The sequence below is a fragment of the Streptomyces sp. PsTaAH-137 genome, from assembly GCF_003259365.1.
GTDB lineage: Bacteria > Actinomycetota > Actinomycetes > Streptomycetales > Streptomycetaceae > Streptomyces.
Genome location: NZ_QLLY01000008.1, coordinates 1 through 23,612, shown reverse-complemented (window position 1 = coordinate 23,612; position 23,612 = coordinate 1). Strand labels below are relative to the sequence as shown.

The following is a 23,612-nucleotide window of genomic DNA, read 5'->3' as shown; positions in this document are numbered from 1 at the left end:
TCCGGGAGCGTCGTGGCCGGTCGCGCAGTTCCCCGCGCCCCTGAGATGCGCACTGCGTGCGCCATCTCATAGGGGAGGCGGCGCGAAGCGCCTGCCTCAGGGGCGCGGGGAACTGCGCGAGCAACCACGACGAGAGCCGCGCGTGGGATCTGGTTCTCAGGGGCGCGGGGAACTGCGCGAGAAGCCCCCGCCGGGAGGACGTGGGGAATCGAGACCGGCCCGGAACAGGCCATGGCCGACAAGCCGCCGGGCCGCAGACTCCAACGCGTCCCGCAACGGCCCGGACCGCAGCACGGCCCCGCTCCCGAGCAACCCCTCGACAACGGCCAGCGCCCCCACCCCGTCCCCGTGCAACAACCGCTCCCGCACGGCAGGCAACGCCTCCGGCTCCCGATGCACGGCATCGATGGCCCGCAGACAAGGAAGCCCGGGCCCGCCGAACGCCATCAACAACGCCTCGCGCCGCAACTGGCCAGGATCGTGGTCGACGGCGGACAGCACCCCGTCCCGCAACGCGATCCGGTGCACCTCACCCCGGCACTCCACCCGATGCGGATCACCGGAACCACAAGGATCACCGGCATCGCGAGCCCCGCCGGAATCCCAGTCACCCGCCAACGCCGCCCCGACCAGCGGATGCAGCCGCCCGACGGAGACGAGCCCGGCCCGAAGCAGTGCGAGATCCGGCAACGGCCGCACCGCGGCCTCCGGCAGCACCGGAAGCGCCGCGACGACCTGCGCGGGCAGCGCGTCGCGCACCGCACGGCAGACCGGCGCATGACTGTCGTCCGGGGCGAGCAGTTCGAGGACGTCGTGGTCACGGGCGCCGCGCCGCACGGTGAACGCCCCACGTGGGGAACCCCGTTCGGCCCGCAGCAGCAGTTCGCCCTCGACGGCCCACCCGGCCTCGGCCCGCACCGCGAGATCGGGGCTGCGCCCGGCGTCCCACAGATGCCGGTGCAGATCGAACCGGAACCGCCGTGCCGGATACGGATGGGGATGCGGGCGGGCCGGCCCGGTCCCGGGCCCCTCCCACAAGGACAGGGAGAGCCGCTGTCCACCGTCCGCCGTCGCCGGAGGCGTCCGTACGACGAGCCGGAGCGGCCCGTACCGGGCGAGAGCGACGGTCAGCGCGGGCCGCAGCCGCCCGTCGGGCGCGATCCGGGGCAGGTGCCAGCGCAGCAGATCCGGTGCGAGGCACCGCAGATCGGCCCGGAGGCGTCGGGTGAGTTCAGAGCCGTGGCGACGGCGCACGGCGCGCAGTTCGAGATCGACGTCGACCCGGGCGGCGGCACAGGCCCCGGCCCAGTCACCGGCGGTACGCCGCGCGGTACAGGTCTCGATCATGGACGGTGGCACGGCGTACGCACGTACGCGCTGCCACATCGACAGGCGGTCCGGAATCCCGTTCACGAGGTGGTGTGCCATCAGCACTCACCTTGCGCGAACGAGTCCCCCGATCCGTAAGAGAGGGAGAAGTGAGTCATCCCGCGCATCATAAGCACGGAGAACGTGCGCGGGGCGAGCGCTTTTTCGAGCGCCCGCCCCGTGACTCCTCCAGCGGTGCCGGCTATCCGGCGGCCGCCACGTCGCACGCCTGCGCGCGCAGCGCCCGGTCCAGGTCGTCGCGGGACTCCAGCACGAGGCGGCGGAGCGCCGGTGCGGCGTCCTCGTGGGCGGTCAGCCACGCGTCCGTCGCGGACAGGGTCTCCGGCGAGTCCTGGAAGTCGGGGAAGAGGCCCCGCACCACGTCCATGCCGATCTGGATCGAGCGGTCCGCCCAGACCCGCTCGATCGCCGCGAAGTACTTCTCGGCGTACGGCGCGGTGAGTTCGCGCTGCGACGACTGCTGGAACCCGGCGATGGTCGCCTCCACCAGCGCGTTGCTCAGCGCGTCCGACTCCACGACCTGTGCCCAGGCCTGCGCCTTGACGGCGGCCGACGGGCGGGAGGCCAGGCAGCGCACCTGGTGCCGCTTGCCGGAGGCGGTGTCGTCCCGGTCCAGCTCCGCGGCGAGCGCGGCCTCGTCGGCGACGCCCTGCGTGGTGAGCGTCTCCAGGAACGCCCAGCGCAGCTCCTGGTCGACCTCCAGGCCGTCGATCTTCGCGTTGCCCGCCAGCAGCCCGGAGAGCAGCTGGAGGTCGGCCTCGCTGGACGCGACCGACGCGAAGAAGCGGGCCCACGTCAGCTGGTGCTGGCTGCCCGGCTCGGCGAGCCGCAGCTCCTTCAGGGCGCCCTCGGCGAGCAGCCGCCCGCCCTCCTCGCGCCACTCCGGGGCCACGTAGTGCACCAGCGCGCCGCGCGCCCACGCGTGCAGCATCTGAAGGACGCCGATGTCCGACTCGCGCCCGGCGAACCGCAGCACGAGTCCGATGAAGTCCCGGGCCGGCATGAGCGCGTCCCGCGTCAGGTTCCACAGCGCCGACCAGCACAGCGCGCGGGCCAGCGGGTCGGTGATGTCGCCCAGCCGCTCGCGCAGCGTGGCGAGGGACTGCTCGTCGAACCGGATCTTGCAGTACGTGAGGTCGTCGTCGTTGACCAGCACCAGCTCGGGCGCCTCGGCCCCGGCCAGCTCGCCGATCACGGTGCGCGGCCCGTCTACGTCGGCCTCGGCGCGCGCGTACCGCTCCAGGGCGCCTTCCGCCGTACGCCGGTAGAGGCCGACCGCGACCCGGTGCGGGCGCAGCTCGGGGTGGTCCGCCGGGGCGAGAGGCGTGGCCTCCTGCACCACGGCCAGCTCGGTGATCCGGCCCTCGCCGCTCAGGATCACCTGCGGGGTCAGCGAGTTGACGCCCGCGGTCTGGAGCCAGGACCGGGACCAGGACGCCATGTCGCGCCCGCTGGTCTCCTCCAGGACGGACAGCAGATCGCCGAGGCGCGTGTTCCCGTACGCGTGCCGCTTGAAGTAGCGGCGCGCGCCCTCCAGGAACGCGTCCCGTCCGACGTAGGCGACGAGCTGCTTCAGCACGCTCGCGCCCTTCGCGTACGTGATGCCGTCGAAGTTGAGCTTGGCGTCCTCCAGGTCACGGATGTCGGCGGTGACCGGGTGGGTGCTCGGCAACTGGTCGGCGCGGTAGGCCCACGCCTTGCGGTTGTTGGCGAAGGTGATCCAGCCGTTGGTGAAGCGGGTCGCCTCCACCATCGAGAACGAGCCCATGAAGTCCGCGAAGGACTCCTTCAGCCACAGGTCGTCCCACCACTGCATGGTGACGAGGTCGCCGAACCACATGTGGGCCATCTCGTGCAGGATCACGTTCGCGCGACGCTCGTACGACGCCGTGGTGACCTTGCCGCGGAAGATGTACTCCTCGCGGAAGGTGACGATCCCCGGGTTCTCCATCGCGCCGAGGTTGTACTCGGGCACGAACGCCTGGTCGTACTTGCCGAACGGGTACGGGTAGTCGAAGTTGTCGTGGAAGAAGTCGAGACCCTGCTTGGTGATCTCGAAGATGTCGTCGGCGTCGAAGTATGGCGCGAGCCCCTTGCGGCACATGGCGCCCAGCGGGATGACCAGCTTGGAGCCGTCGTCGAAGGCGCGCTCGTAGGAGTCCGTCACATAGTGGTACGGGCCGGCGACGACCGTGGTGATGTACGTCGAGATCGGCTTGGTCTCCGCGAACTGCCAGACACCGTCGACGAGTTCACCCGCGCCGTTGGACCACGCCGTCCAGCCCTGCGGCGCCTGCACGGAGAAGCGGTAGGGCGCCTTCAGGTCCGGCTGCTCGAAGTTGGCGAAGACGCGGCGCGCGTCGGCGGGCTCGTACTGCGTGTAGAGGTAGACCTCGCCGTCCTCGGGGTCGACGAAGCGGTGCATGCCCTCGCCGGTGCGCGAGTACGCGCACTGGGCGTCGACGACCAGTTCGTTGTCCTCCGCCAGGCCCTCCAGGTGGATGCGGCTGCCGTCGAACACGGCCGCCGGGTCCAGGTCCTCGCCGTTCAGCGTCAGGGCCGTCACCGACGGTGCGATCAGGTCGACGAAGGTGCTCGCCCCCGCCTCGTTCGCCCGGAACCGGAGCGTGGTCACGGACCGGAAGGTGCGCGGCCCGTCCGCCGGGGCGTCGCCGACCGCCGAGCGCAGATCGAGCGCGACCTCGTACCCGTCGACGGACAGCAGGCCCGCCCGCTCGCGGGCCTCGTCGCGGGACAGATTCTCTCCGGGCACGGGCGGTACTCCTTCGTACGGGGCGGCGTCCTTGTGGGACTGTGCGGGACTCTTCGGGACTGTTCGAGCTCCTACGATCCTCGCACGGGAATGAGGGCGGCGGCCGTCGCGTTGCCGCAGGCAAGACCACCCCGGTGACTTCTGAGGAGAGCCATGTCCACCACGGCTGAGAAGACCCCCGTCGACTTCTGGTTCGACCCCCTGTGCCCCTGGGCCTGGATGACGTCGCGCTGGATGCTGGAGGTCGAGAAGGTCCGCGACGTCGAGGTCCGCTGGCACCTGATGAGCCTCGCCGTCCTCAACGAGAACCGGCTCGACGAGCTGCCCGAGGAGTACCGGGAGATGCTCGCGACCAAGGCGTGGGGCCCGGTCCGCGTCGTCATCGCCGCGCAGGAGGAGCACGGCCCCGAGGTCCTCGGCGCCCTGTACACCGCGCTCGGCACCCGCATCCACAACCGCGGCGAGGGCCCCACGAAGGAGGCCGTCGCCGGCGCCCTGGAGGAGGTCGGCCTGCCCGCCTCGCTCCTCGACCACTGGGACGGCACGAAGTACGAGGCCGAGCTGCGCGCCTCCCACAAGGAAGGCATCGACAAGGTCGGCCAGGACGTCGGCACCCCGGTCATCGCGGTGCCGGGCTCCGACGGCGAGCAGATCGCCTTCTTCGGCCCCGTCGTCACCCCGGCCCCCAAGGGCGAGGAGGCCGCCAAGCTCTGGGACGGCACCCTGCTCGTCGCGTCGGTCCCGGGCTTCTACGAGATCAAGCGGACGCGCACGCAGGGCCCGGTCTTCGACTGAGTCAGCTCTCGTCGGGAGGCGGCAGCTGCTCCCACTGGCGGTTGTCCCAGTAGTGCCGCATCGTGCGGCAGCCTTCCCGGGTGCACCTCCACCAGACGTGGGTGCTGTCGGTGTCCTTGAGGCCGCGCCTGTCGCGCAGCCACTTGTCCTCCTCCGCCGTCAGATGACGGTGCGGCTCGTCGGACTTGCAGGTCTGGCAGGCCCGTACCTGTGTGGTCGGCATGAACAGACGATGCCCCGGAACCCCGCATGCCGACAGACCCCGCGAGTCACGTCCTCGCGGGGTCTGTCCTTTTCAGCCGCCCGCGCGCGTGAAGGTTGAGAAGACGATCACGAGGCGGGGCGTACGGGGGAGCCGGTGGCTCAGGGAACCAGGAGCAGGTTGTACGCCCGCTCCTTGGCGGCGGCGTAGCGCTTGGCGACGTCCTGCCAGTTGACGACGGCCCACATGGCGTCGATGAAGTCGACCTTCTGGTTCTTGTACTGGAGATAGAAGGCGTGCTCCCAGGCGTCGAAGACGAGGATCGGGGTCGAGCCCTGTCCCACGTTGCCCTGGTGGTCGTAGATCTGCTCCACGATCAGCCGCCCGCTCACCGGCTCGTACGCGAGAACGCCCCAGCCGGAACCCTGCGTCGTCGCGGCGGCCTTGGTCAGCTGCGCCTTGAAGCCGGCGAACGAGCCGAACGACTCCGTGATCGCGTCCGCGAGGTCACCGACACCGTCGGCGGCCAGCGGCTCGCCGCCGCCGTCACCGGTCATGTTGTGCCAGTAGATGCTGTGCAGGATGTGGCCGGAGAGGTGGAAGGCCAGGTTCTTCTCCAGCCCGTTGATGGAGCCCCACTGCTCCTTGTCCCGGGCCTCCGCCAGCTGCTCCAGGGTGTCGTTCGCGCCCTTCACGTACGCCGCGTGGTGCTTGTCGTGGTGCAGCTCGACGATCTGCGGATTGATGACCGGCTCAAGTGCGGCGTAGTCGTACGGAAGTTCAGGAAGCGTGTACGTGGCCATGTCTAACCGTGCCCTCCGACTGCTTATTGCAAGTTATTCGCAAGTGCAGGCTAACAGCAACAGTGCCGCGCGCAACGAGAAGGACCCCGGGCCGACCGGCCCGGGGTCCTTCAGGTGTGCAGGGGGAGAGGGTTACTTCTTCTCGGCGAGCTTCTGCCGCGTGTAGCCGATCGCCGCGAGGATCACCGTCAGGCCGCCCGTGTAGTAGAGCTGCACCCGCGTGTCGGCCTCACGGGCCATCAGGACGAAGACCACGACCATGCCGACGAGCGCGACGATCGTGAGGTACGGGTACGCCCACATCCTCACGACGAGCTTCTCCGGGGCCTCGCGCTCCAGCTTGCGGCGCAGCACCAGCTGGGAGAACGCGATGAAGAACCAGACGACGAGGATGATCGCGCCGATGGTGTTGAGCAGCCAGGCGAAGACGTCGTCGGGCCGCCAGTAACTGAGCAGCACGCACACGAAGCCGAAGACCGCCGAGAGGGTGACGGCGACGCGCGGCACCCCGCCGTGGATCCTGCCGATCGCCTTCGGGCCCATGCCGCGCGAGACCAGCGAGGTGGCCATGCGGGAGGCGCCGTAGATGTTGGCGTTCATGGCGGAGAGCAGGGCGATCAGGACGACCACGTTCATGATCTGGCCGGCGCCGGGGATGCCGAGGTGGTCGAGCGTGGCGACGTACGGGCCCTTGGTCGGGATCTCCTTCGCCGTCCACGGCAGCAGCACCACGACGACGGCCATCGAGCCGACGTAGAACAGCGCGATGCGCCACATCGCCGTACGGACCGCCTTGGCGACACCCTGCACCGGGTGCTCCGACTCGGCCGCGGCGATGGTGACGGTCTCCAGGCCCCCGTACGCGAAGACGGAGGCGAGCAGGCCGACGATCAGGCCCTCGGTGCCGTTGGGCATGAAGCCGCCGTGGCCGGTGAGGTTGGACATGCCGGGCGCGTCGACGTCGGGCAGGACGCCGAGGATCGCCAGCACGCCGATCACCAGGAAGAGCACGATCGCGGCGACCTTCAGCGTCGCGAACCAGAACTCGAACTCGCCGAAGTTCTTCACCGCCGCCAGGTTCGTGCCCGTGAACAGCAGCATGAACAGTGCGACCCAGGCCCACTCGGGCACGCCCGGTATCCACCCGTGCACGATGTCCGCCGCACCGATGCCCTCAAGCCCGACCGCCACGCACAGCAGGAACCAGAACGCCCAGCCCGCCGTGAACCCGGCCCACGGACCGATGGCCCGCTCGGAGTGCACGGAGAACGAGCCGGAGGCCGGGTACGCCGCCGCCATCTCGCCCAGCATGCGCATCACGAGCATCACGAGGGCGCCCGATATCGCGTAGGCGAGGATGATCGAGGGACCGGCCGCGGCGATCGCGGTGCCGGAGCCGACGAAGAGCCCCGCGCCGATCACGCCACCGAGCGCGATCATGGAGAGGTGGCGCTGCTTCAGGCCGGGCGAGAGCGACGAGGTGTCCACCGGCTTCGCGTCGGCAACCTCTTCGCTTGGCTGCACTGACGTCCGAGACATGGAATTGCCCTGTTCAGTAGCTGAGACGGGGTGCGGATGCACCCATGTAATGAGCGCGTAAAACCGCCACAGTCTGAGGGCGCACTCCGCCTACAGGGAAGACGTTTCCGGAATACGGACACGACGCTCACACTCGGCGACGTCCATGTCGACATTCGGTGAACGGTCAGGCACGCCGTGCGCGCAGCTCCCGCACACCCGCGACCGCGAGCACCACGAGCGTCGCCCCCGTCGACCACAGCAGCTGCGGCCGGGCCGTGTCGTCGGTCAGCATCAGCACGAAGACCGCCGCCATGGCCGCGAGCGCCGCCCAGGTCAGCCAGGGGAACGCCCACATCCGCAGCACGAGACGCTCGGGCGCCTCCCGCTCGATCCGGCGCCGCAGCCTCAGCTGGGACAGCGCGATCAGCGCCCACACGAACAGCAGCACCGCGCCGACCGAGTTGAGCATGTAGAGGAAGACGCTGTCCGGCCACTCCAGATTGAGCAGTACGGACACGAAGCCGAACGCCACCGACGCGAGCACCGCCCGCCGGGGCACCCCGCCCCCGCTCACCTTCAGCAGCGCCCGGGGCGCCTCCTCGCGCTCGGCGAGCGAGAAGATCATGCGGGACGAGCCGTAGAGATTGGCGTTGAGCGCGGACAGCAGCGCCACGAAGACGACGATGTTCATGATCTGGCCGGCCGACGGGATGCCGATCGAGTCCAGGACGGTGACGTACGGGCTGATGCCCGCCTGCTGCGCGGTCCAGGGCAGCACCGTGACGATGACCAGCATCGAGCCGACGTAGAAGAACAGGATCCGGAACACCGCGCTGCGCACCGCCCGCGCCACCGAGCGCACCGGGTCGTCGGACTCGGCGGCCGCGATGGTGACGACCTCCAGACCGCCGAACGCGAAGACCACCGCGAGCACCCCGGAGACCACGCCCTGCCAGCCGTTCGGCAGGAAGCCGCCGTCACCGGTGAGATGGGTCAGGCCGACCGGGTCGGTGTCGGGGAGCAGCCCGAAGATCGCGAGGGTGCCGAGCACCAGGAACGCGATGATCGCCACGACCTTGAGGGTGGCGAACCAGAACTCGAACTCGCCGAAGTTCTTCACCGCCGCCAGGTTCGCCGCGGTGAACACCAGCATGAACAGCAGCACCCAGGCCCACTGGGGAACGCCCGGCACCCAGCCGTTGGCGATCTGCGCGGCGCCCGTCGCCTCCACAGCGAGGACCACCACGAGCAGGAACCAGTACAGCCAGCCCGCGCTGAACCCGGCCCACCGGCCGAGCGCCCGCTCCGCGTGCACCGAGAACGAGCCGGACGCGGGCATCGCCGCCGACATCTCGCCGAGCATCCGCATCACGCACATCGCGATGGCGCCCGCGATCAGATACGAGAGGACGATGCCGGGGCCCGCGACCTGGATCCCGGCGCCCGAGCCGACGAAGAGCCCCGCCCCGATGACACCGCCCAGGCCGAGCATGGTCAGGTGGCGCTGCTTGAGGCCCCCGGCGAGCGGTTCGGGGGTCACGTCGTCGTGCATGGAGGTTCAGCCGATCTGAGCATTGGCGGGAACCTACAGTCTCGCTTTCGCGCGCCCTCCCACGCAAAACGGACCCGTCCCAGTGACGAGCGTCACCCCGTATGTGGTGTACACGCGCTTCTTTGTACAGAGCCCACCAACGCGGTGCTCAAGCCTTTGTCGACCGGTGACCGTGATCGGCCCGACCCTCCTGGGATAGCGTCACGACGTCCCACCCCTGCCCACCCACGAACCTCGCGGAGTCCCCATGAGTACCGCCGCCGCAGTCGCCCGCCCGGGCAAGGTCCTCGCCGACCTCCTCCCCGCCTCCCGCGCCAAGGACATCACGCTGGTCGTCGGCGGCGCCGTGCTCACCGGCATCGCCGCGCAGATCGCGATCCCCGTCCCGGGCTCGCCGGTGCCGGTCACCGGGCAGACCTTCGCCGCGCTGCTCGTCGGCACCGCGCTCGGCGCCCGCCGCGGCTTCCTCTCGCTGGCGCTGTACGCGCTCGCGGGCATGGCCGGCATGCCGTGGTTCGCCGAGGGCGGCTCGGGATACGCGACGGCCTCGTTCGGCTACGTCATCGGCCTGATGCTCGCCGCCACCGCCGTCGGCGCGCTCGCCCGCCGCGGCGACGACCGCTCGGTGTGGCGCACCGCCCGCGCCTTCCTGATCGGCGAGGCCATCGTCTACGCGGTCGGCGTCCCGTACCTGGCGCTCTCCACCGGCATGAGCCTGGGCGCCGCGCTCGCCGCGGGCCTCACCCCGTTCCTGATCGGCGACGCGCTGAAGGCCGTCCTGGCCATGGGCGCGCTGCCCGCCGCCTGGAAGCTCGCCGACAAGTAGCGGCAGCGGTTCCCCAGCTCCTCCGGAAGAGGTTCGCCGTCACGACGGCGAACCTCTTCCGTGTTTCCGGTGTTTCCGGTGTTTCCGGTGTTTCCGGGGCGCGCGGCCCGGGGGTTCCGTCAGGCCGTCCGGCGGCGGGTCCACCACAGGCCCGCCCCGCCGGCCGCCATCAGCGCCGCGCCCACCGCACCGAGCGGCAGCACCCGGTCGGCGGGGCCCGTCGAGGGAAGCTCGCCCTTGCCGGAACCCTTGCCGGAGCCCGCATCGCCGCCCTTGTCCCCGGCCGGCGTCGCGGGCTTGTTGACGGTGTTCAGCAGCAGCGGTGTCACCGGCGCGTTCGGCGAGGGGCTGGTCGTGCCGAACGGCACCGGGCCCTGCTGCCAGAACGTCGTCCTGCCGTCCGCGCTCTGCACCGGCAGACAGATCTTCCCGGTTTTCGCCAGATCGAAAGTCGCGGCGACCTTGAACGATTTCGATTTCCCGGCCGCGAGATTCGACAGCGGGCAGGTGAATCCGCTGTTCGAGCCCTTCGGCAGCTTGTTCTCCGGAATAGGTGTGCAGCCGGGTACATCTTTCACGGTGAGGCCGTCGAATCCGACGACCGCCAAAGAGATCTTCCCGCTGTCCTTGGTGCCTTTGTTGCTGACGGTGGCGACGAGACCCTTGGTCTTTCCCGTCGTGTTGTCGACCGTGATCTTCTCGGGCAGCGTCGTCTCCGGCCGGACGCCGTCGGGCGCCTTGCTCATGACCTTGCCGCCCTCGCTGCTCCCACCTGGTGTGTCGTCCGCGACCGCGCCCGCGGGCAGGACCAGCGCCGCCGCGACGGCCGCGGTCAGCAGCGACCCGGCCGTGGCACCCCGACGTCGTGTGCGCGCAACTGAACTCATGTTCGTCCCCCTTGGTGTTTCTGTTTCCCCCGTGACGCCTGCAACCGCGTCCGAATTCGCAGTGCTTGATGCAGTACTTGAAGAGGTACCACAAGATTTCTCCCCACTATGCTGGGACGGCGTGATGTATCGATTTTGTGTTTCTCTGTGTTTCGGGGGTGCAGTCGATTGCCTGGGCAGTCAGGAAATGCAAGCGGAGGCGTCCGGGGATTAGTGGTGGCAGGGCGCTACCGCCTGGACGAACACATAGGCCAGGGGGGCATGGGGCGGGTGTGGCGTGCGGCCGACGAGATGCTGGACCGGCCCGTCGCCGTGAAGGAGATGCGCATCGACGGCCTCGACCCCGAGGACGCCCGCACCCGCCGCGAGCGCACCCTGCGCGAGGCGCGCGCCACCGCCCGGATCGACCACCCGGGCGTGGTCGGCGTCTACGACGTCGTGGACGAGGGCGAACGGCTGTGGATCGTCATGGAGTTGATCGACAGCCGCTCCCTGGAGCAGACCCTCGTCGAGGACGGACCGCTCGGCGTGGACGACGTCGCGAGGATCGGCCGCAGCCTGGCCGAGGCGCTGCGCGAGGTGCACGCGGGCGGCGTCCTGCACCGCGACATCAAACCGGGCAACGTCCTGCTCGAACGCGTGGGCAGGCACCGCGTCATGCTCACCGACTTCGGGATCGCCGCCATCCAGGACACCGAGGCGCTCACCATGGTCGGCATGCTCGTCGGCTCGCCCGACTACATGGCGCCGGAGCGGATCTCGGGCAGGCCGCAGGGCCCGCCCTCCGACCTGTGGTCGCTGGGCGCGACGCTCTGCGCGGCGCTCGGCGGCAGCTCCCCGTTCAGCCGGGACACCACCCTCGCGACGCTGCACGCCGTCCTGTACGAGGAGCCCCGGCTGCCACCCGGGGCGGGCCGGCTGACACCGCTGCTGACCCGGCTGCTGGCGAAGGAGCCGGAGGACCGCCCGGGTCTCGACGAGGTCGTGAAGGCGCTCGCGCCGCCCGCCCCGGCGCCGGTCGCCCGCCCGAGCACCCCCACTCTGGACATCGGCCTGCGCCGCCCGGTCCCGCCGCCGCCCGCCCGGCCCGCGGCCTCCCGGCAGGAGGCCCCGACCGAGTGCGCGAAACCGGTGCCGGGCACGGATCTGCCCGGCCCGCCCCCGGCACGGCACCGCGGGCCCCGGCGCCGTGGCCTGCTGATCGCCGTCGCCGTGGCGCTGGCCGGGGGCGTCGCGGCGGCCCTCGCGCTCACGCTGCCCGGCGACAGAGGCGGGGGAGGCGCACAGGCGGGCGGCGCGAGCACCTCGGCCGGCACCCGCCCGCCCACGGTCGAGGGCACCTCACGCCCGCCCACGGCCCAGACCCTGCCCCCGGGCTCGATCCGCGAGGTCGGCTACGCCTGGGTGCCGCCGCGCGGCTGGAAGCGGGCGGTGAAGACGGCGTCGGAGGTGCACTACACGGCCCCCGACGGAACCCAGGAAGTCGTCACCCAGTCCGCGCTCGCCAAGGACGACCTGCTCACGACCTGGCAGAAGTCCGAGCGCGACGCCCACCAGGGCCAGGACTACGTGAAGATCCGGCTGGACCGCACGACCTTCCGGGGCCGCCCGGCGGTCGTCTGGGAGTACCTGTTCACCCTCGACGGCCGCCGCTGGCACGCCGAACTCCTCGGCTTCGACCAGGAATCACGCTCGTACCAGATCGGCACCTGGTACCAGCCGCAGGTGGCGGGGCCCGCGAAGGCCCGGTACGAGCGGATCAAAAAGACGTTCACGGTGCTGCGGCCGTAGCCGCGGCACCGTGAACGGGGTCGACCGTGGAGCGGATCAGCTCGTGACGGCGCGCTTCTGCACCCGTTCCCGTACGAGCGCGAAGGCCACCACGAACACCGCCACGAGCAGGGACAGCAGCACCTGCTCGCGCCCGGCGTCGTCGGTCAGCATGTAGACGAGGACGAACGAGATCATCGCGATCGTCGCCCAGGTCAGGTAGGGGAACAGCCACATCTTCACGACGAGCTTCTCCGGCTGCTCGCGCAGGATCATGCCGCGCATCTTCAGCTGCGTGAAGCAGATGACGAGCCAGACGAAGAGGGCGACCGCGCCGGAGGAGTTGAGCAGGAAGTTGAAGACGGTGTCCGGCCACTGGTAGTTGAACCAGACGGCGAGGAAGCCGAAGACGACCGAGCCGAGGATCGCGGTGCGCGGCACGCCCCGCGAGGTGGTCTTCGCGAACGCCTTCGGCGCGTCACCGCGCTGCCCGAGCGAGAAGGCCATGCGGGAGGCGGTGTAGAGCCCGGAGTTCAGACAGGACAGCACGGCGGTCAGCACGATGACGTCCATGACCTGGCCGGCGTGCGGGATGCCGATGGAGTTCAGGGCGGCGACGTAGGAGCCGTCCTTGACGATCGACGGGTCGTTCCACGGCAGCAGCGTCAGGACGACGAAGATCGAGCCGAGGTAGAAGATGCCGATGCGCCAGATCACCGAGTTGGTGGCGCGGGTGACGGCCTTCTGGGGGTCCTCGGACTCACCGGCGGCCAGCGTGACGATCTCGGAGCCCATGAAGGAGAAGACGACCATCAGCACACCGGTGAGGATGGCGCCGGGCCCCTTGGGGAGGAACCCGCCCGCGTCGGTCAGGTGTCCGAACCCGCTGCCGGGGTTGTCCGAGCCGGGCAGCACCCCGAACACGGCGAGCAGCCCGATGATCACGAAGGCGCCGATCGCGACGACCTTGATCCCGGCGAACCAGAACTCGAACTCTCCGTACGAACCGACGGCCGCCAGGTTCACGACGGTGAGCACGATCATCACGATCAGCGCCCAGGCCCACTGCGGCACGGCCGGTATCCACCCGTTCAGGATGGTCGCCCCCGCGGTGGCCTCCACGGCGAGCACCACGACCCAGAAGAACCAGTACAGCCAGCCGATGGAGAACCCGGCCCAGCGCCCGAGCGCCTGATCGGCGTAGGCGGAGAAGGAGCCGGACGAGGGCCGGGCGGCGGCCATCTCGCCGAGCATCCGCATGACCAGGACGACCATGGCGCCGACCAGCGCGTACGAGATGAGGATGGCGGGTCCGGCCGCCGCGATCCCGGAGCCGGATCCGACGAACAGTCCGGCGCCGATGACACCGCCGATGGCGATCATCGACAGGTGACGGTTCTTGAGTCCGGCCTTGAGGCCGTCTCCCTCGGGCGGTGTCTCGTTCGGTGCCAGGGTTGACTGCGTGGACATGCAGACTTCCTTAGGTCTCGGTGGGGCGAGCCCTGGCATTCAAAGCCCGGGATCGGCCCGTGCGGAAGGGCTGACTCCGGATTGTTGTCTTTGTTACGCCGGTGAATCAGGAGGTCAGGGCCCCGCCAGCGACTACCCGGCGTCCGCCGTGCCACACTCGGAGCCATGCGCGTCTACCTCGGCTCCGATCACGCCGGCTACGAACTCAAGAACCACCTGGTCGAATGGCTGAAGGCCCACGGCCACGAGCCCGTCGACTGCGGGCCCCACATCTACGACGCCGTCGACGACTACCCCCCGTTCTGCCTCCGCGCCGCGGAGCGCACGGCGGCGGACCCCGACGCCCTGGGCGTCGTGATCGGCGGCTCGGGCAACGGTGAGCAGATCGCCGCGAACAAGGTCAAGGGCGTCCGCGCCGTTCTCGCCTGGAGCGAGCAGACCGCGGCCCTCGGCCGCGAGCACAACAACGCCAACGTGATCTCGGTCGGCGGCCGCATGCACACGCAGGAGGAGGCGACGAAGTTCGTCGAGACCTTCCTCAGCACCCCCTGGTCGGGCGAGGAGCGCCACCAGCGCCGCATCGACATGCTGACCCGCTACGAGGAGACCGGCGAACTCCCCGCGATCCCGGCCCACCACCCGCAGGGCTGAACCTTCCGGAGGGGCCCGACCGATCCCGTTCAGGCCCCTCCGTCGTCCCGACCAAGCCCCTCCGGCCCTTCAAGCCGCCTCAGGCAAATCAAGCCCCTCCGGCCCTTCAAGCCGCCTCAGGCAAATCAAGCCCCTCCGGCGATTGAGGAGCGGGGTCTGGGGCAGAGCCCCAGGGACAGCAACCCGAACGCACCCGAGGAGACCGACGGCCGTGCCCGAAGGCCACACGATCCACCGCCTGGCAAAAGACCACGCGGAGCGCTTCTCGGGCCGAAAACCCCAGGTCACCAGCCCCCAGGGCAAATTCTCCGACGCGGCAGCCCTCCTCACGGGCCAGGAACTCACGGCCACCGAGGCCCACGGCAAACACCTGTTCCTCGGCTTCGGCGAGAGCTGGATCCACATCCACCTCGGCCTCTTCGGCAAGTACGCCCTCGGCGACACCCCGGCCCCGCCTCCCACCGACACGGTCCGCCTCCGCCTCCGGACGGAAAACCACTACTCGGACCTGCGCGGCCCCACGACCTGCGCCCTGATCACAGACGCCGAGAAGCAGGCGATACACGACCGCCTCGGCCCGGACCCGCTGCGCCCCACGGACACCCTGGCCGGGGCCTACGCCCGTATCGCCCGCAGCCGCACCACGATCGCCGCGCTCCTCATGGACCAGAAGGTCATCGCGGGCGTCGGCAACGTCTACCGGGCCGAGGTCCTCTTCCGCCACGGCATCGACCCGTACACCCCGGGCAAAGCGCTCACCGAGCAGCAATTCACCGCCATCTGGGACGACTTGGTGCTGCTCATGCGCGAAGGCGTCCGCCTCAACCGCATCGACACGGTCCGCCCCGAGCACACCCCGGAGGCGATGGGCCGCCCGCCGCGCGTGGACGACCACGGCGGCGAGGTCTACGTCTACCGGCGCGCCCCGCACCCCTGCCACCTGTGCGGCACCGAGATCCGCACCGCCGAACTGGCGGCCCGCAACCTCTTCTGGTGCCCGGCCTGCCAGCCTCCCGGCGCGTACTAGAACCCGTGCTGGAGCCACGGCGCGACGGTGGTTCCGAACGCCACCGACGCCTCCGCGAGCGCCCCCTGCCGCAACTCCCGCACCCGCCCGGCCCCCGCCAGCGCGGCCAGTGACGTGTCGCCGAGATAGGCGGCCCCCAACTCCCTCACGGAGAGCGAGAGTTCGGCGGCGTCGTCGGTCCGCTCGCAGGAGGCGCCCTTCGCGTCCCCGGTCAGCCGCCAACGCCCCGCGTTCCAGGGGCAGAAGGCGTCCTCGACCTCGAACACCACGTCCACGGGCGTGAGATACGTACGCTCCGCGAGCGCCGCGCCCACCTCCACCAGACGTACGTGCATCGAGTCGCGCATCCGGACGGCGCACCGCCGGATGTCCGACACCATCGACAGCAGCGGATCGTCGACCGGCAGGTTCCGCGCCTCCACGAACTCGGTGAGGTCGACGGAGAGCAGGAACCGCCACAGCGCCGCGTACGCCGCCGGGTCGAGCGCGCTGACGTGGCGCACCTGGATCCGGCCGGTCGGCACCGACCACGCGTAGTCGGGCTTGATGTGGAAGCGGACGAACCCGACGAGCTCACCCGCCCGCTCGGCGAGCACGCACTGCATCGGCGAGGCCCCGTTCCGCTCCTCCGGCGGGTCGAGCAGCGGCAGCCGCTCCCACCCGGGGGAGCGGGCCAGGTTCCCCGGCCGGGTGCCGATGGTGCGCGCGTACACGGCCTCGCACCGCTCGGCGGCCTCCGTCACGTCCGCGAACCGCAGCGCGACCTCGTCCGTCCCGTCCGGCGCCTCGATCCGCACCCGTGACGACTCCAGGGTGACGGCCAGCTGCCGGGTGGCGATGCCGTACCCGAACCGGCCGTAGATCGCCGGTTCCGACGCCGTGAGCACGGCGAGCGCCTCGCCCCGCGCGCGTACGTCGTCCAGCTGGCGCCGCATCATCGAGGTCAGGACGCCGCGCCTGCGGTGGGTGGCGGCGACGCTCACCATCGTCACGCCCGCGGCGGGCAGGAACGCGCCGCCCGGCACGGCGACCCGGTACGAGAACGCGCTCGCGGTCCCCACGCACTCCGTGCCGTCCCACGCCCCGATCGACCGGTCGAACTCCGTCAGGTCGTCCATCAGCCGTTGCTCCTGCGGCGGCTCCGGCACCCCGCCGAAGGCCAGGATCAGCCGCTCGTACCAGCGGTCGTGCTCGTCGCGGCTCAGCGTGCGTAGCTCGATCGTCATCCGCCATGCCTACCAGGGCGAGCGGGACACGAGCGACCGGATTTACCGTCCCGTCCCGGCCCCGGACGTGCCCGGAAAGGGGGACAAGTGGGACCTCCCGTGCACAGGTCCAGGCCCGATGGATAAGGTCCACGAGCAATGGCCGTACGACGAGACGGGCGAGCGCGCGAACAGCGCGCGGAAGCCGAGACGTTCCCGGCCCGGTTGAGAATGCGTGTCCACCGGGTCCGCACCGCCGTGCGCAAGTCCGGGGTGGACTACTTCCGCGGCGACGGCTCGGACTGGATCGCCCTGGCCGGCCTGCTCCTCATGATCCCCCTGATCGCCTGCGCCACGATCCTCAACCCGGTCTGGTGCTCCCCGGCCGTGCTCGTCCTGCCGATCGTCGCGGGCGGTCTGCTGCTGCGCCCGGCCAGCCTCCTCGGCCTGTACGCGGCCGCCGCCACGGCGCTGATCGTCGAGTCGTACCAGCTCGGCCCCTACGAGCAGCATCCGGCGGCGGTCACGCCCGGCACCGTGCTCACGGTCGCCGCGTGCGGCTTCTTCGGGCTGCTGATAGCGCAGTTCCGCAGCCGGGTCGGGGTGCCCTGGCGGCGCGGCGGCACCATGCTCTTCGACCTGCGCGAGCGCATCCGCACCCAGTCCCGGCTGCCGAAGCTGCCGGTCGGGTGGCACCGCGAGATGGCGCTGCGGCCGGCCGGCGGGCAGTCCTTCTCCGGTGACTTCGTGGTCGCGGCCCGCACCAACAACGGCCGCACGCTGGAAGTGGTGTTGACGGACGTCTCCGGCAAGGGAATGGACGCGGCATCCCGCGCCCTGCTCCTGGCCGGCGCCTTCAGCGGCCTCCTGGGCTCCCTTCCTCCCCACGCCTTCCTCCCGGCGGCCAACGGCTATCTGCTCCGCCAGGACTGGGACGAGGGCTTCGCGACCTCCATCCACCTCGTCCTGGACCTGGAGTCGGGCGACTACGAGCTCTACTCCGCCGGCCACCCGCCGGGCCTCCAGCTCAGCGCCGGTACGGGCCGCTGGGAGGAGAAGGCCGCCGAGGGCCCGCTCCTCGGGGTCTACGACGGCGCCGAGTTCGACGCCATGAAGGGTTCTCTGCGGCCCGGCGACGTCCTGATGCTCTTCACCGACGGCCTCGTCGAAACCTCCGACCGCGACATCGCCGAGGGCATCGACCGCCTCACGGGCGAGGCCGACCGCTACGTCCAGGGCGGCTTCCACGGCGCGGCCTGGCACTTGATCGAGGCCGTCGCCAAGGACGTCAACGACGACAGGGCCCTCCTCCTGATCTGCCGCGACGCGTAACGCTGCCGCTGAGACACGGAACCAGCTCTCGTCCCCGAGCGCGCCCCGGTGGCCGCTTCTCGCGCAGTTCCCCGCGCCCCTGGGCGATCTTTCACGCGCGCCACCGTCGTGGCTGGTCGCGCAGTTCCCCGCGCCCCTGAGATGCGCACTTCGTGCGCCATCTCATCAAGAGAGGCGACCCCCTCGCCGCCTCATCGGGAGGCGGCGCGAAGCGCCTGCCTCAGGGGCGCGGGGAACTGCGCGAGAAGCGGCCACCGGCCCGCACACGAAGAACGACCCAGGGGCGCGGGGAACGGCGCGAGAAGCGGCCACCGGCGCGCGGACGGGGAACGACCCAGGGGCGCGGGGAACTGCGCGACCAGCCACGACGGGAGCCGCACCCGACCGACAACCCCATCAAAGGCGCGGGCAACCCCACGACCAGCCGCACCCCACCCGCGCCCGGCGCCGAAAGATCACACCCCGGCCCCGCCCCGCTCCTCCACCGCCACAGGCCCCCGCCCCCCGGGCAGAATCCGAGCCAGCCAAGCGGAGCGCCCGGCCGCCAACGGCCCAAGAACGGCAAGCACCAGCACATACCCGGCGATGAACGGCGAAAGCCGCGCGTCGAGCCCCGCGCCGGCGGCCATCGTGGCAAGGATCAACGCGAACTCCCCCCGAGCCAACAACGTCGTAGCGATATTGGCGGCGGGCCCGGCCCCGAACCCGTACACCCGGGCAGCCCCCAGCCCGGCCAGCACATTCATCACCAGCGTCACCGCGACAGCGGCCAGCACCGGCCACACCACACTCGGCAGATCCCCGGGATCGATCGAGAGCCCGAACCCGAAGAAGAAGATCGCGCCGAAGGCGTCCCGCAACGGATGCACCAGCTTCAGAATGCGCGCGCCCGAAGAGGTCGACCCGAGCATGAGCCCGACCATGAACGCCCCGATGGCGTCGGCCACCCCGAACCACTCGGAGACCCCCGCCACGAACACGGCGGCACCGAGGAAGGAGATGACGAGCAGCTCGTCGTCCTTGGTGTTGAAGAGCTTGCCGACGACCCGGGTCCCGAACCGCGCGGCGAGCGCGAGCAGCAGCAGGAACCCGAACGCCTTCCCGCCGTCCATGACCGCCGCGGACAGCGAGTCGGCGCCGGAGAGGATCGGCTGAAGCGCGGCGAGGTACAGCGCCAGGAAGATGTCCTCGACCACGATGATGCCGAGGATCGGCTTGGTCTCCGGATTGCCGAGACGCCCGGTGTCCACCAGCACCTTGGTGACGATCGCGGACGACGAGATGCCGAGTACCCCGGCGAGGACCAGAGCCTCGGAGGTGCCCCAGCCGAGGGCGAATCCGAAGCCGAGGCCGGCGCCGACGTTCAGCGCGAGGTACGTCCCGCCGGCGACGGCCATCTTGCGGCCGCCCGCCTTGAGGTCGTCGATGTGGAACTCGAGGCCGAGATAGAAGAGCAGCAGGACCAGGCCGAGCGCGGAGAGCATCTCCAGGTCGTGCGGGTCCGACAGGAGCACGACGCCCGGTGTGTGGGGGCCGAGCAGGATCCCGGCCAGGATGAACAGCGGAATGGTGGGAAGTCCGATGCGCCCGCCGAGGCGGGCGAGAACGGCGGCGGCGAGAAAGGCGCCGCCCATGGCTATCAGGGTGTCTGCGTGTCCGATGGGCCCGTTCCTCCTTGTACTGGCGACCAGCCTTGGTAAAGGGATCGTCAAGAAAACGTCAATAGTTAGCTTACCAAAGTACTCGCGCGGCGGGCCGAAGGTCCCGAGGTGGGGTTCTCCCCACCCCCGATCCGCCAGCCGCCCTCATGGTTCGCGACCCCCTGAAATCCGTACGTTCGAGGTACGGAAACCGGCAGCACGCAGCACGAGGGGACGACCATGGGCCTGCGCAAGAAGCGCCAGCGTCACGACCACGACGAGGCACCGCGCGGCGGCGGATGGGCGGTCGAACTGCGCGGCGTACGCAGGCGCTACGGTCGCGGGGCGGCCGCCGTCCACGCCCTGCGCGGCATCGAACTCGCCCTGCCCAGCGGCACGTTCACCGCCGTGATGGGCCCCTCGGGCTCCGGCAAGTCGACGTTCCTCCAGTGCGCGGCGGGCCTGGACCGCCCCACCGACGGCACCGTCGTCCTCGGCGGCACGACGATCACCGGGCTGAACGAGAACAAGCTCACCGAACTGCGCCGCACCCGGCTCGGCTTCGTCTTCCAGGCGTTCAACCTCCTGCCCTCGCTCACCGTCGAGCAGAACGTGCTGCTCCCGATGCGCCTGGCCGGACAGCGCCCCGACCGCCGCCGCGCCGCCGACGTCCTCGCCCGGGTCGGCCTCGGCGACAAGGGCGGGCGCCGCCCCGGCGAACTCTCCGGCGGCCAGCAGCAGCGCGTCGCCATCGCCCGCGCCCTCGTCACCCGCCCCGACGTGATCTTCGCCGACGAGCCGACCGGCGCCCTCGACACCACGACGGCCCGCGAGATCCTGGGACTGCTGCGCGGCGCCGTCGACCGGATGGGCGCCACCGTCGTCATGGTCACGCACGACCCGGTGGCCGCCGCCCACGCGGACCGCGTCCTGTTCCTGGTCGACGGCTCGATCGTGGACCACCTCGAAGGCGCGTCCGCCGACGCCATCGCCGCCCGCATGACCACCCTCACCGCCCGCGCCGCTGTTCCGGCGGCCGCCTGATGTTCCGTCCGAACGGCCTGGCCAGGGCCGCTGTCCGCTTCAAGCCCGCCGCGTTCGCGGGCACCTTCGTCGCGCTGATGACGGCCGCCCTGATCGCCTCGGCGTGCGGCATCCTCCTGGAGACCGGGATACGGGCGTCGGTCCCGCCCGAGCGCTACGCGAACGCCCCCGTCGTGGTCGCCGCCGACCAGCGCGCCCACCGGATCACCGGCTCCGGCGAGACCCGCTCCGACGAGGCGGTCCCGCTCCCGGACCGGGCCCGGCTCGCAGAATCCCTCGTGAAGAAGGCGGGGGAGGCCCCCGGCGCCCGTACGGCGGTCGCCGACCTCACCTTCCCGGTCCGGCACGACGGCCGCGCCGCCGACGCCCACAACTGGGCCTCCACCGCCTTCACCGGCGAGCGGCTGACCTCCGGCCGCGCCCCGCGCTCCGGCGAGATCGTCACCGCGGGCGACGCCCGCACCGGCGACCGCGTCACGCTCACCACCCCCGAGGGCAAGCGCACCTACCGCGTCTCCGGCACGACGAACGGAGCCGCCGGCACGGTCTGGCTCGCCGACTCCGACGCCGTACGGGCCTCAGGGCATCCGGGACGGATCGACGCGATCGCCGTCCTGCCCCGGCCCGGAATCTCCACGGACACGCTCCGCTCCCAGGTCGCGCACGCCCTGTCCGGCGCGAGGACGGCGCACGTCCACACCGGCGACGACCGCGGCGCCGTCGAGGACGCGAGCCTGGGCGAGGCGAAGGAGACGCTGATCGGCCTCGGCGGCTCCTTCGGCGGCATCGCCACCCTGGTCGCCGTGTTCACCGCGGCCGGCACCGTCGCCCTCTCCGTCGGCCAACGGGCCCGCGAGTACGCCCTGTTGCGAGCCATCGGCGCCACCCCGCGCCAGATCCGCCGCGCCATCGCCACCGAGACCCTGCTGGTCGCCCCTGTCGCGGGCGCCCTCGGCTGCCTGCCCGGCACCGCGCTCGCCCACTGGTGGTTCGGCCAACTCCGCGACAAGGGCGCCGTCCCGCAGGCCGTGGACCTCTCCGTCTCCTGGATCCCGTACGTGGCGGCGGTGGGCGCGGCCCTGTTCACCGCACTCCTCGCCGGTTACCTGGCGGCCCGCCGCCCCGCCCGCAGCAAGCCGGGGCAGGCGCTCGCCGAGGCGTCGGTGGAGCGGCTGCGCGTCGGCTGGATCCGCACGCCGCTGGGCATCGCGGCGGCGGTCGGCGGGGTCGTCCTCGCCGCGGTCGCCGGGCAGCTCAGCGGTGACGACGCGGCCAACACCGCCCTCGGCATCGTCATGTGCTTCATGCTCGCCGTGGCCCTGCTCGGCCCGCTCGTGGCCCGCGCCTGCGCCGCGCTCTTCGGGCTCCCGCTGCGGGGCGCGGGCGCGTCGGCCTCCCTGGCGGCGGCCAACTCCCGCTCCAACGCCCGCCGTCTGGCCTCCGCGATCACCCCGATCGTCCTGGCGATGGCCTTCTCGTCCGTCCTGGTCTTCCTGCACACCAGCGAGGACCGGGCCACCGCCGACCAGCAGAAGGCGGGCATCACGGCCGACCGCATCGTCACGTCGCCGACGGGCCTGGCCCCCGATGCGCTCACCGAGGCGGCCCGCGCCCCCGGGGTCACCGCGGCGATCGGCATCTCCCGCACCTCGGTCCTCGTCCCGGCGGCGGGATCCCTGATGCCGGCCTCCACCCAGGCCGTCACCGGCACCGCCCAATCCCTCACGCGCGTCCAGGACCTGAAGGTCACCCACGGCGCCGTGGACCTCTCCTCCCCGGACCGCGTCGCCCTGGACGCCACCCTCGCGGACAGCCTGGACGTGGGGGTCGGCGACCGCGTCGCCCTGCGCCTCCCCGACGGCACGAAGGCGTCCCCGAGGGTCTCGGCCACGTACGAACGCGGCCTGGGCCTGGCCCAGGTCACGCTTCCGCGCTCAACATTGGCGGGCCACGTCACAAACCCGTACGCCACCGAACTCTGGACCAAGGGCGGCACGGCACACGACCTGTCCGACTACACGGCGGCGCGGTCCCTGGACCGGGAGCTGAACGCCTGGGCGAACACGACCATGGCCGCCGTGCTGGGCGGTTTCGCGGCGATCGCCGCCGCCAACACCCTGGTCATGACAGTCCTTGACCGGCGCCGCGAGCTCGGCACCCTCCGCCTCATCGGCTCGACCCGCCGCCAGGTGCTCCGCATGATCCACTGGGAGGCCCTCCTGGTCACCGCCACGGGCATCACCCTGGGCACGGTGATCGCACTGACCACCCTGACCCCCATGACCCAGGCCCTGACGGGCCGCTCCCCGTACATCCCCCTCCCCCTCTACGCAGGATTCGCCGCGGCAACCCTGACCCTGGGCTACGCGGCAACAACTCTCCCCGCCAGATGGGCAGTCCGCCACTAGCCCAGCCCCCACCCCCGCCTCTCGTCGTGGCTGGCCGCGCAGTTCCCCGCGCCCCTGAGATGCGCACTGCGTGCGCCACCTCATCAAAGAGGCGCGCCACCGCCGCCCCACCAGGAGAGGCGCGCCACCGCCCCATCGAGAGAGGCGCGCCACCGCTGCCCCCTATCGGGAGGCGCGCGGAGCGCAGCCTCAAGGGGAGGCGGCGCGAAGCGCCTGCCTCAGGGGCGCGGGGAACTGCGCGAGAAGCGGCCACCGGCCCGTACACGAAGAACGACCCAGGGGCGCGGGGAACGGCGCGAGAAGCGGCCACCGGCCCG

General features: G+C 71.2%; 18 protein-coding genes. 8 read left to right on the top strand and 10 right to left on the bottom strand.

Going from position 1 to position 23,612, the window contains the following annotated elements; all coding sequences use genetic code 11:
* Positions 1-156 precede the first annotated feature (156 nt).
* Positions 157-1,428 carry a hypothetical protein gene (locus tag K377_RS18955; protein ID WP_111664609.1) on the bottom strand — a complete coding sequence of 424 codons (1,272 nt, stop codon included), beginning with the start codon at positions 1,426-1,428 and terminating at the stop codon, positions 157-159.
* Between the two features lie 142 nt (positions 1,429-1,570).
* Entirely contained in the window at positions 1,571-4,162 is a 2,592-nt protein-coding gene (gene pepN / locus K377_RS18950) for an aminopeptidase N (protein WP_111664608.1), read from the bottom strand.
* A gap of 153 nt (positions 4,163-4,315) precedes the next feature.
* Between pepN and K377_RS18945 the strand changes: the two genes are divergently transcribed.
* Positions 4,316-4,957 (top strand): DsbA family protein, encoded by a 642-nt coding sequence (locus K377_RS18945; RefSeq protein ID WP_161195062.1) that lies wholly within the window; start codon positions 4,316-4,318, stop codon positions 4,955-4,957.
* 1 nt (position 4,958) lies between these two features.
* Here the strand turns inward: K377_RS18945 and K377_RS18940 are convergent, their stop codons facing one another.
* From K377_RS18940 to K377_RS18925, 4 genes are all read right to left on the bottom strand, one after another.
* On the bottom strand, positions 4,959-5,180 hold the full coding sequence (locus tag K377_RS18940; RefSeq protein WP_111664606.1) for a hypothetical protein: 222 nt from the start codon (positions 5,178-5,180) through the stop codon (positions 4,959-4,961).
* 140 nt (positions 5,181-5,320) lie between these two features.
* A complete protein-coding gene (locus K377_RS18935) occupies positions 5,321-5,962 on the bottom strand; it encodes a superoxide dismutase (RefSeq protein WP_111664605.1) in 642 nt (213 codons plus the stop codon).
* 132 nt (positions 5,963-6,094) lie between these two features.
* Positions 6,095-7,501 carry an amino acid permease gene (locus tag K377_RS18930; RefSeq protein ID WP_111664604.1) on the bottom strand — a complete coding sequence of 469 codons (1,407 nt, stop codon included), beginning with the start codon at positions 7,499-7,501 and terminating at the stop codon, positions 6,095-6,097.
* Positions 7,502-7,667: 166 nt separating this feature from the next.
* Positions 7,668-9,035, bottom strand: a complete 1,368-nt coding sequence (locus K377_RS18925; RefSeq protein WP_111664603.1) for an amino acid permease — start codon at positions 9,033-9,035, stop codon at positions 7,668-7,670.
* 247 nt (positions 9,036-9,282) lie between these two features.
* Between K377_RS18925 and K377_RS18920 the strand changes: the two genes are divergently transcribed.
* Positions 9,283-9,861 carry a biotin transporter BioY gene (locus K377_RS18920; RefSeq protein WP_111664602.1) on the top strand — a complete coding sequence of 193 codons (579 nt, stop codon included), beginning with the start codon at positions 9,283-9,285 and terminating at the stop codon, positions 9,859-9,861.
* Positions 9,862-9,980: 119 nt separating this feature from the next.
* Here the strand turns inward: K377_RS18920 and K377_RS18915 are convergent, their stop codons facing one another.
* Positions 9,981-10,748 carry an LPXTG cell wall anchor domain-containing protein gene (locus tag K377_RS18915; protein WP_111664601.1) on the bottom strand — a complete coding sequence of 256 codons (768 nt, stop codon included), beginning with the start codon at positions 10,746-10,748 and terminating at the stop codon, positions 9,981-9,983.
* 261 nt (positions 10,749-11,009) lie between these two features.
* Here K377_RS18915 and K377_RS18910 point away from each other — a divergent pair, with 261 nt between their 5' ends.
* Entirely contained in the window at positions 11,010-12,539 is a 1,530-nt protein-coding gene (locus tag K377_RS18910; protein ID WP_237551581.1) for a serine/threonine-protein kinase, read from the top strand.
* Between the two features lie 36 nt (positions 12,540-12,575).
* On the opposite strand, the gene K377_RS18905 is transcribed toward K377_RS18910, so the two are convergent.
* Entirely contained in the window at positions 12,576-13,988 is a 1,413-nt protein-coding gene (locus K377_RS18905) for an amino acid permease (protein ID WP_111664599.1), read from the bottom strand.
* 165 nt (positions 13,989-14,153) lie between these two features.
* On the opposite strand from K377_RS18905, the gene K377_RS18900 reads away from it, so the two are divergent.
* Both K377_RS18900 and K377_RS18895 read left to right on the top strand, forming a co-directional pair.
* Complete coding sequence (locus K377_RS18900; RefSeq protein WP_111664598.1) at positions 14,154-14,639, top strand: ribose-5-phosphate isomerase; 486 nt, start codon at positions 14,154-14,156, stop codon at positions 14,637-14,639.
* Positions 14,640-14,850: 211 nt separating this feature from the next.
* Positions 14,851-15,666 (top strand): Fpg/Nei family DNA glycosylase, encoded by an 816-nt coding sequence (locus K377_RS18895; RefSeq protein ID WP_111664597.1) that lies wholly within the window; start codon positions 14,851-14,853, stop codon positions 15,664-15,666.
* Here the strand turns inward: K377_RS18895 and K377_RS18890 are convergent.
* Entirely contained in the window at positions 15,663-16,892 is a 1,230-nt protein-coding gene (locus K377_RS18890) for a GNAT family N-acetyltransferase (protein ID WP_111664596.1), read from the bottom strand. The two genes, K377_RS18895 and K377_RS18890, sit on opposite strands and share 4 nt — an antisense overlap.
* 138 nt (positions 16,893-17,030) lie before the next feature.
* Here K377_RS18890 and K377_RS18885 point away from each other — a divergent pair, with 138 nt between their 5' ends.
* Positions 17,031-18,203, top strand: coding sequence for a PP2C family protein-serine/threonine phosphatase (locus K377_RS18885; RefSeq protein WP_111664595.1), 1,173 nt, complete (start codon positions 17,031-17,033; stop codon positions 18,201-18,203).
* A 455-nt stretch (positions 18,204-18,658) separates the two neighbouring features.
* Here the strand turns inward: K377_RS18885 and K377_RS18880 are convergent, their stop codons facing one another.
* Positions 18,659-19,837, bottom strand: coding sequence for a cation:proton antiporter (locus tag K377_RS18880; RefSeq protein ID WP_111664594.1), 1,179 nt, complete (start codon positions 19,835-19,837; stop codon positions 18,659-18,661).
* A gap of 246 nt (positions 19,838-20,083) precedes the next feature.
* Between K377_RS18880 and K377_RS18875 the strand changes: the two genes are divergently transcribed.
* Both K377_RS18875 and K377_RS18870 read left to right on the top strand, forming a co-directional pair.
* Positions 20,084-20,887, top strand: a complete 804-nt coding sequence (locus K377_RS18875) for an ABC transporter ATP-binding protein (RefSeq protein ID WP_111664593.1) — start codon at positions 20,084-20,086, stop codon at positions 20,885-20,887.
* Positions 20,887-23,295, top strand: coding sequence for an ABC transporter permease (locus tag K377_RS18870; protein WP_111664592.1), 2,409 nt, complete (start codon positions 20,887-20,889; stop codon positions 23,293-23,295). Before K377_RS18875 ends, K377_RS18870 begins: the two co-directional genes overlap by 1 nt.
* Positions 23,296-23,612 lie beyond the last annotated feature (317 nt).

What these genes read in the sequence shown, in the direction of transcription:
- K377_RS18955 (WP_111664609.1), bottom strand. Translation starts at nt 1,428, where the DNA reads ATGGCACACCACCTCGTGAACGGGATTCCGGACCGCCTGTCGATGTGG.
- K377_RS18945 (WP_161195062.1), top strand. Translation starts at nt 4,316, where the DNA reads ATGTCCACCACGGCTGAGAAGACCCCCGTCGACTTCTGGTTCGACCCC.
- K377_RS18940 (WP_111664606.1), bottom strand. Translation starts at nt 5,180, where the DNA reads ATGCCGACCACACAGGTACGGGCCTGCCAGACCTGCAAGTCCGACGAG.
- K377_RS18935 (WP_111664605.1), bottom strand. Translation starts at nt 5,962, where the DNA reads ATGGCCACGTACACGCTTCCTGAACTTCCGTACGACTACGCCGCACTT.
- K377_RS18930 (WP_111664604.1), bottom strand. Translation starts at nt 7,501, where the DNA reads ATGTCTCGGACGTCAGTGCAGCCAAGCGAAGAGGTTGCCGACGCGAAG.
- K377_RS18925 (WP_111664603.1), bottom strand. Translation starts at nt 9,035, where the DNA reads ATGCACGACGACGTGACCCCCGAACCGCTCGCCGGGGGCCTCAAGCAG.
- K377_RS18920 (WP_111664602.1), top strand. Translation starts at nt 9,283, where the DNA reads ATGAGTACCGCCGCCGCAGTCGCCCGCCCGGGCAAGGTCCTCGCCGAC.
- K377_RS18915 (WP_111664601.1), bottom strand. Translation starts at nt 10,748, where the DNA reads ATGAGTTCAGTTGCGCGCACACGACGTCGGGGTGCCACGGCCGGGTCG.
- K377_RS18910 (WP_237551581.1), top strand. Translation starts at nt 11,010, where the DNA reads ATGGGGCGGGTGTGGCGTGCGGCCGACGAGATGCTGGACCGGCCCGTC.
- K377_RS18905 (WP_111664599.1), bottom strand. Translation starts at nt 13,988, where the DNA reads ATGTCCACGCAGTCAACCCTGGCACCGAACGAGACACCGCCCGAGGGA.
- K377_RS18900 (WP_111664598.1), top strand. Translation starts at nt 14,154, where the DNA reads ATGCGCGTCTACCTCGGCTCCGATCACGCCGGCTACGAACTCAAGAAC.
- K377_RS18890 (WP_111664596.1), bottom strand. Translation starts at nt 16,892, where the DNA reads ATGACGATCGAGCTACGCACGCTGAGCCGCGACGAGCACGACCGCTGG.
- K377_RS18885 (WP_111664595.1), top strand. Translation starts at nt 17,031, where the DNA reads ATGGCCGTACGACGAGACGGGCGAGCGCGCGAACAGCGCGCGGAAGCC.
- K377_RS18880 (WP_111664594.1), bottom strand. Translation starts at nt 19,837, where the DNA reads ATGGGCGGCGCCTTTCTCGCCGCCGCCGTTCTCGCCCGCCTCGGCGGG.
- K377_RS18875 (WP_111664593.1), top strand. Translation starts at nt 20,084, where the DNA reads ATGGGCCTGCGCAAGAAGCGCCAGCGTCACGACCACGACGAGGCACCG.
- K377_RS18870 (WP_111664592.1), top strand. Translation starts at nt 20,887, where the DNA reads ATGTTCCGTCCGAACGGCCTGGCCAGGGCCGCTGTCCGCTTCAAGCCC.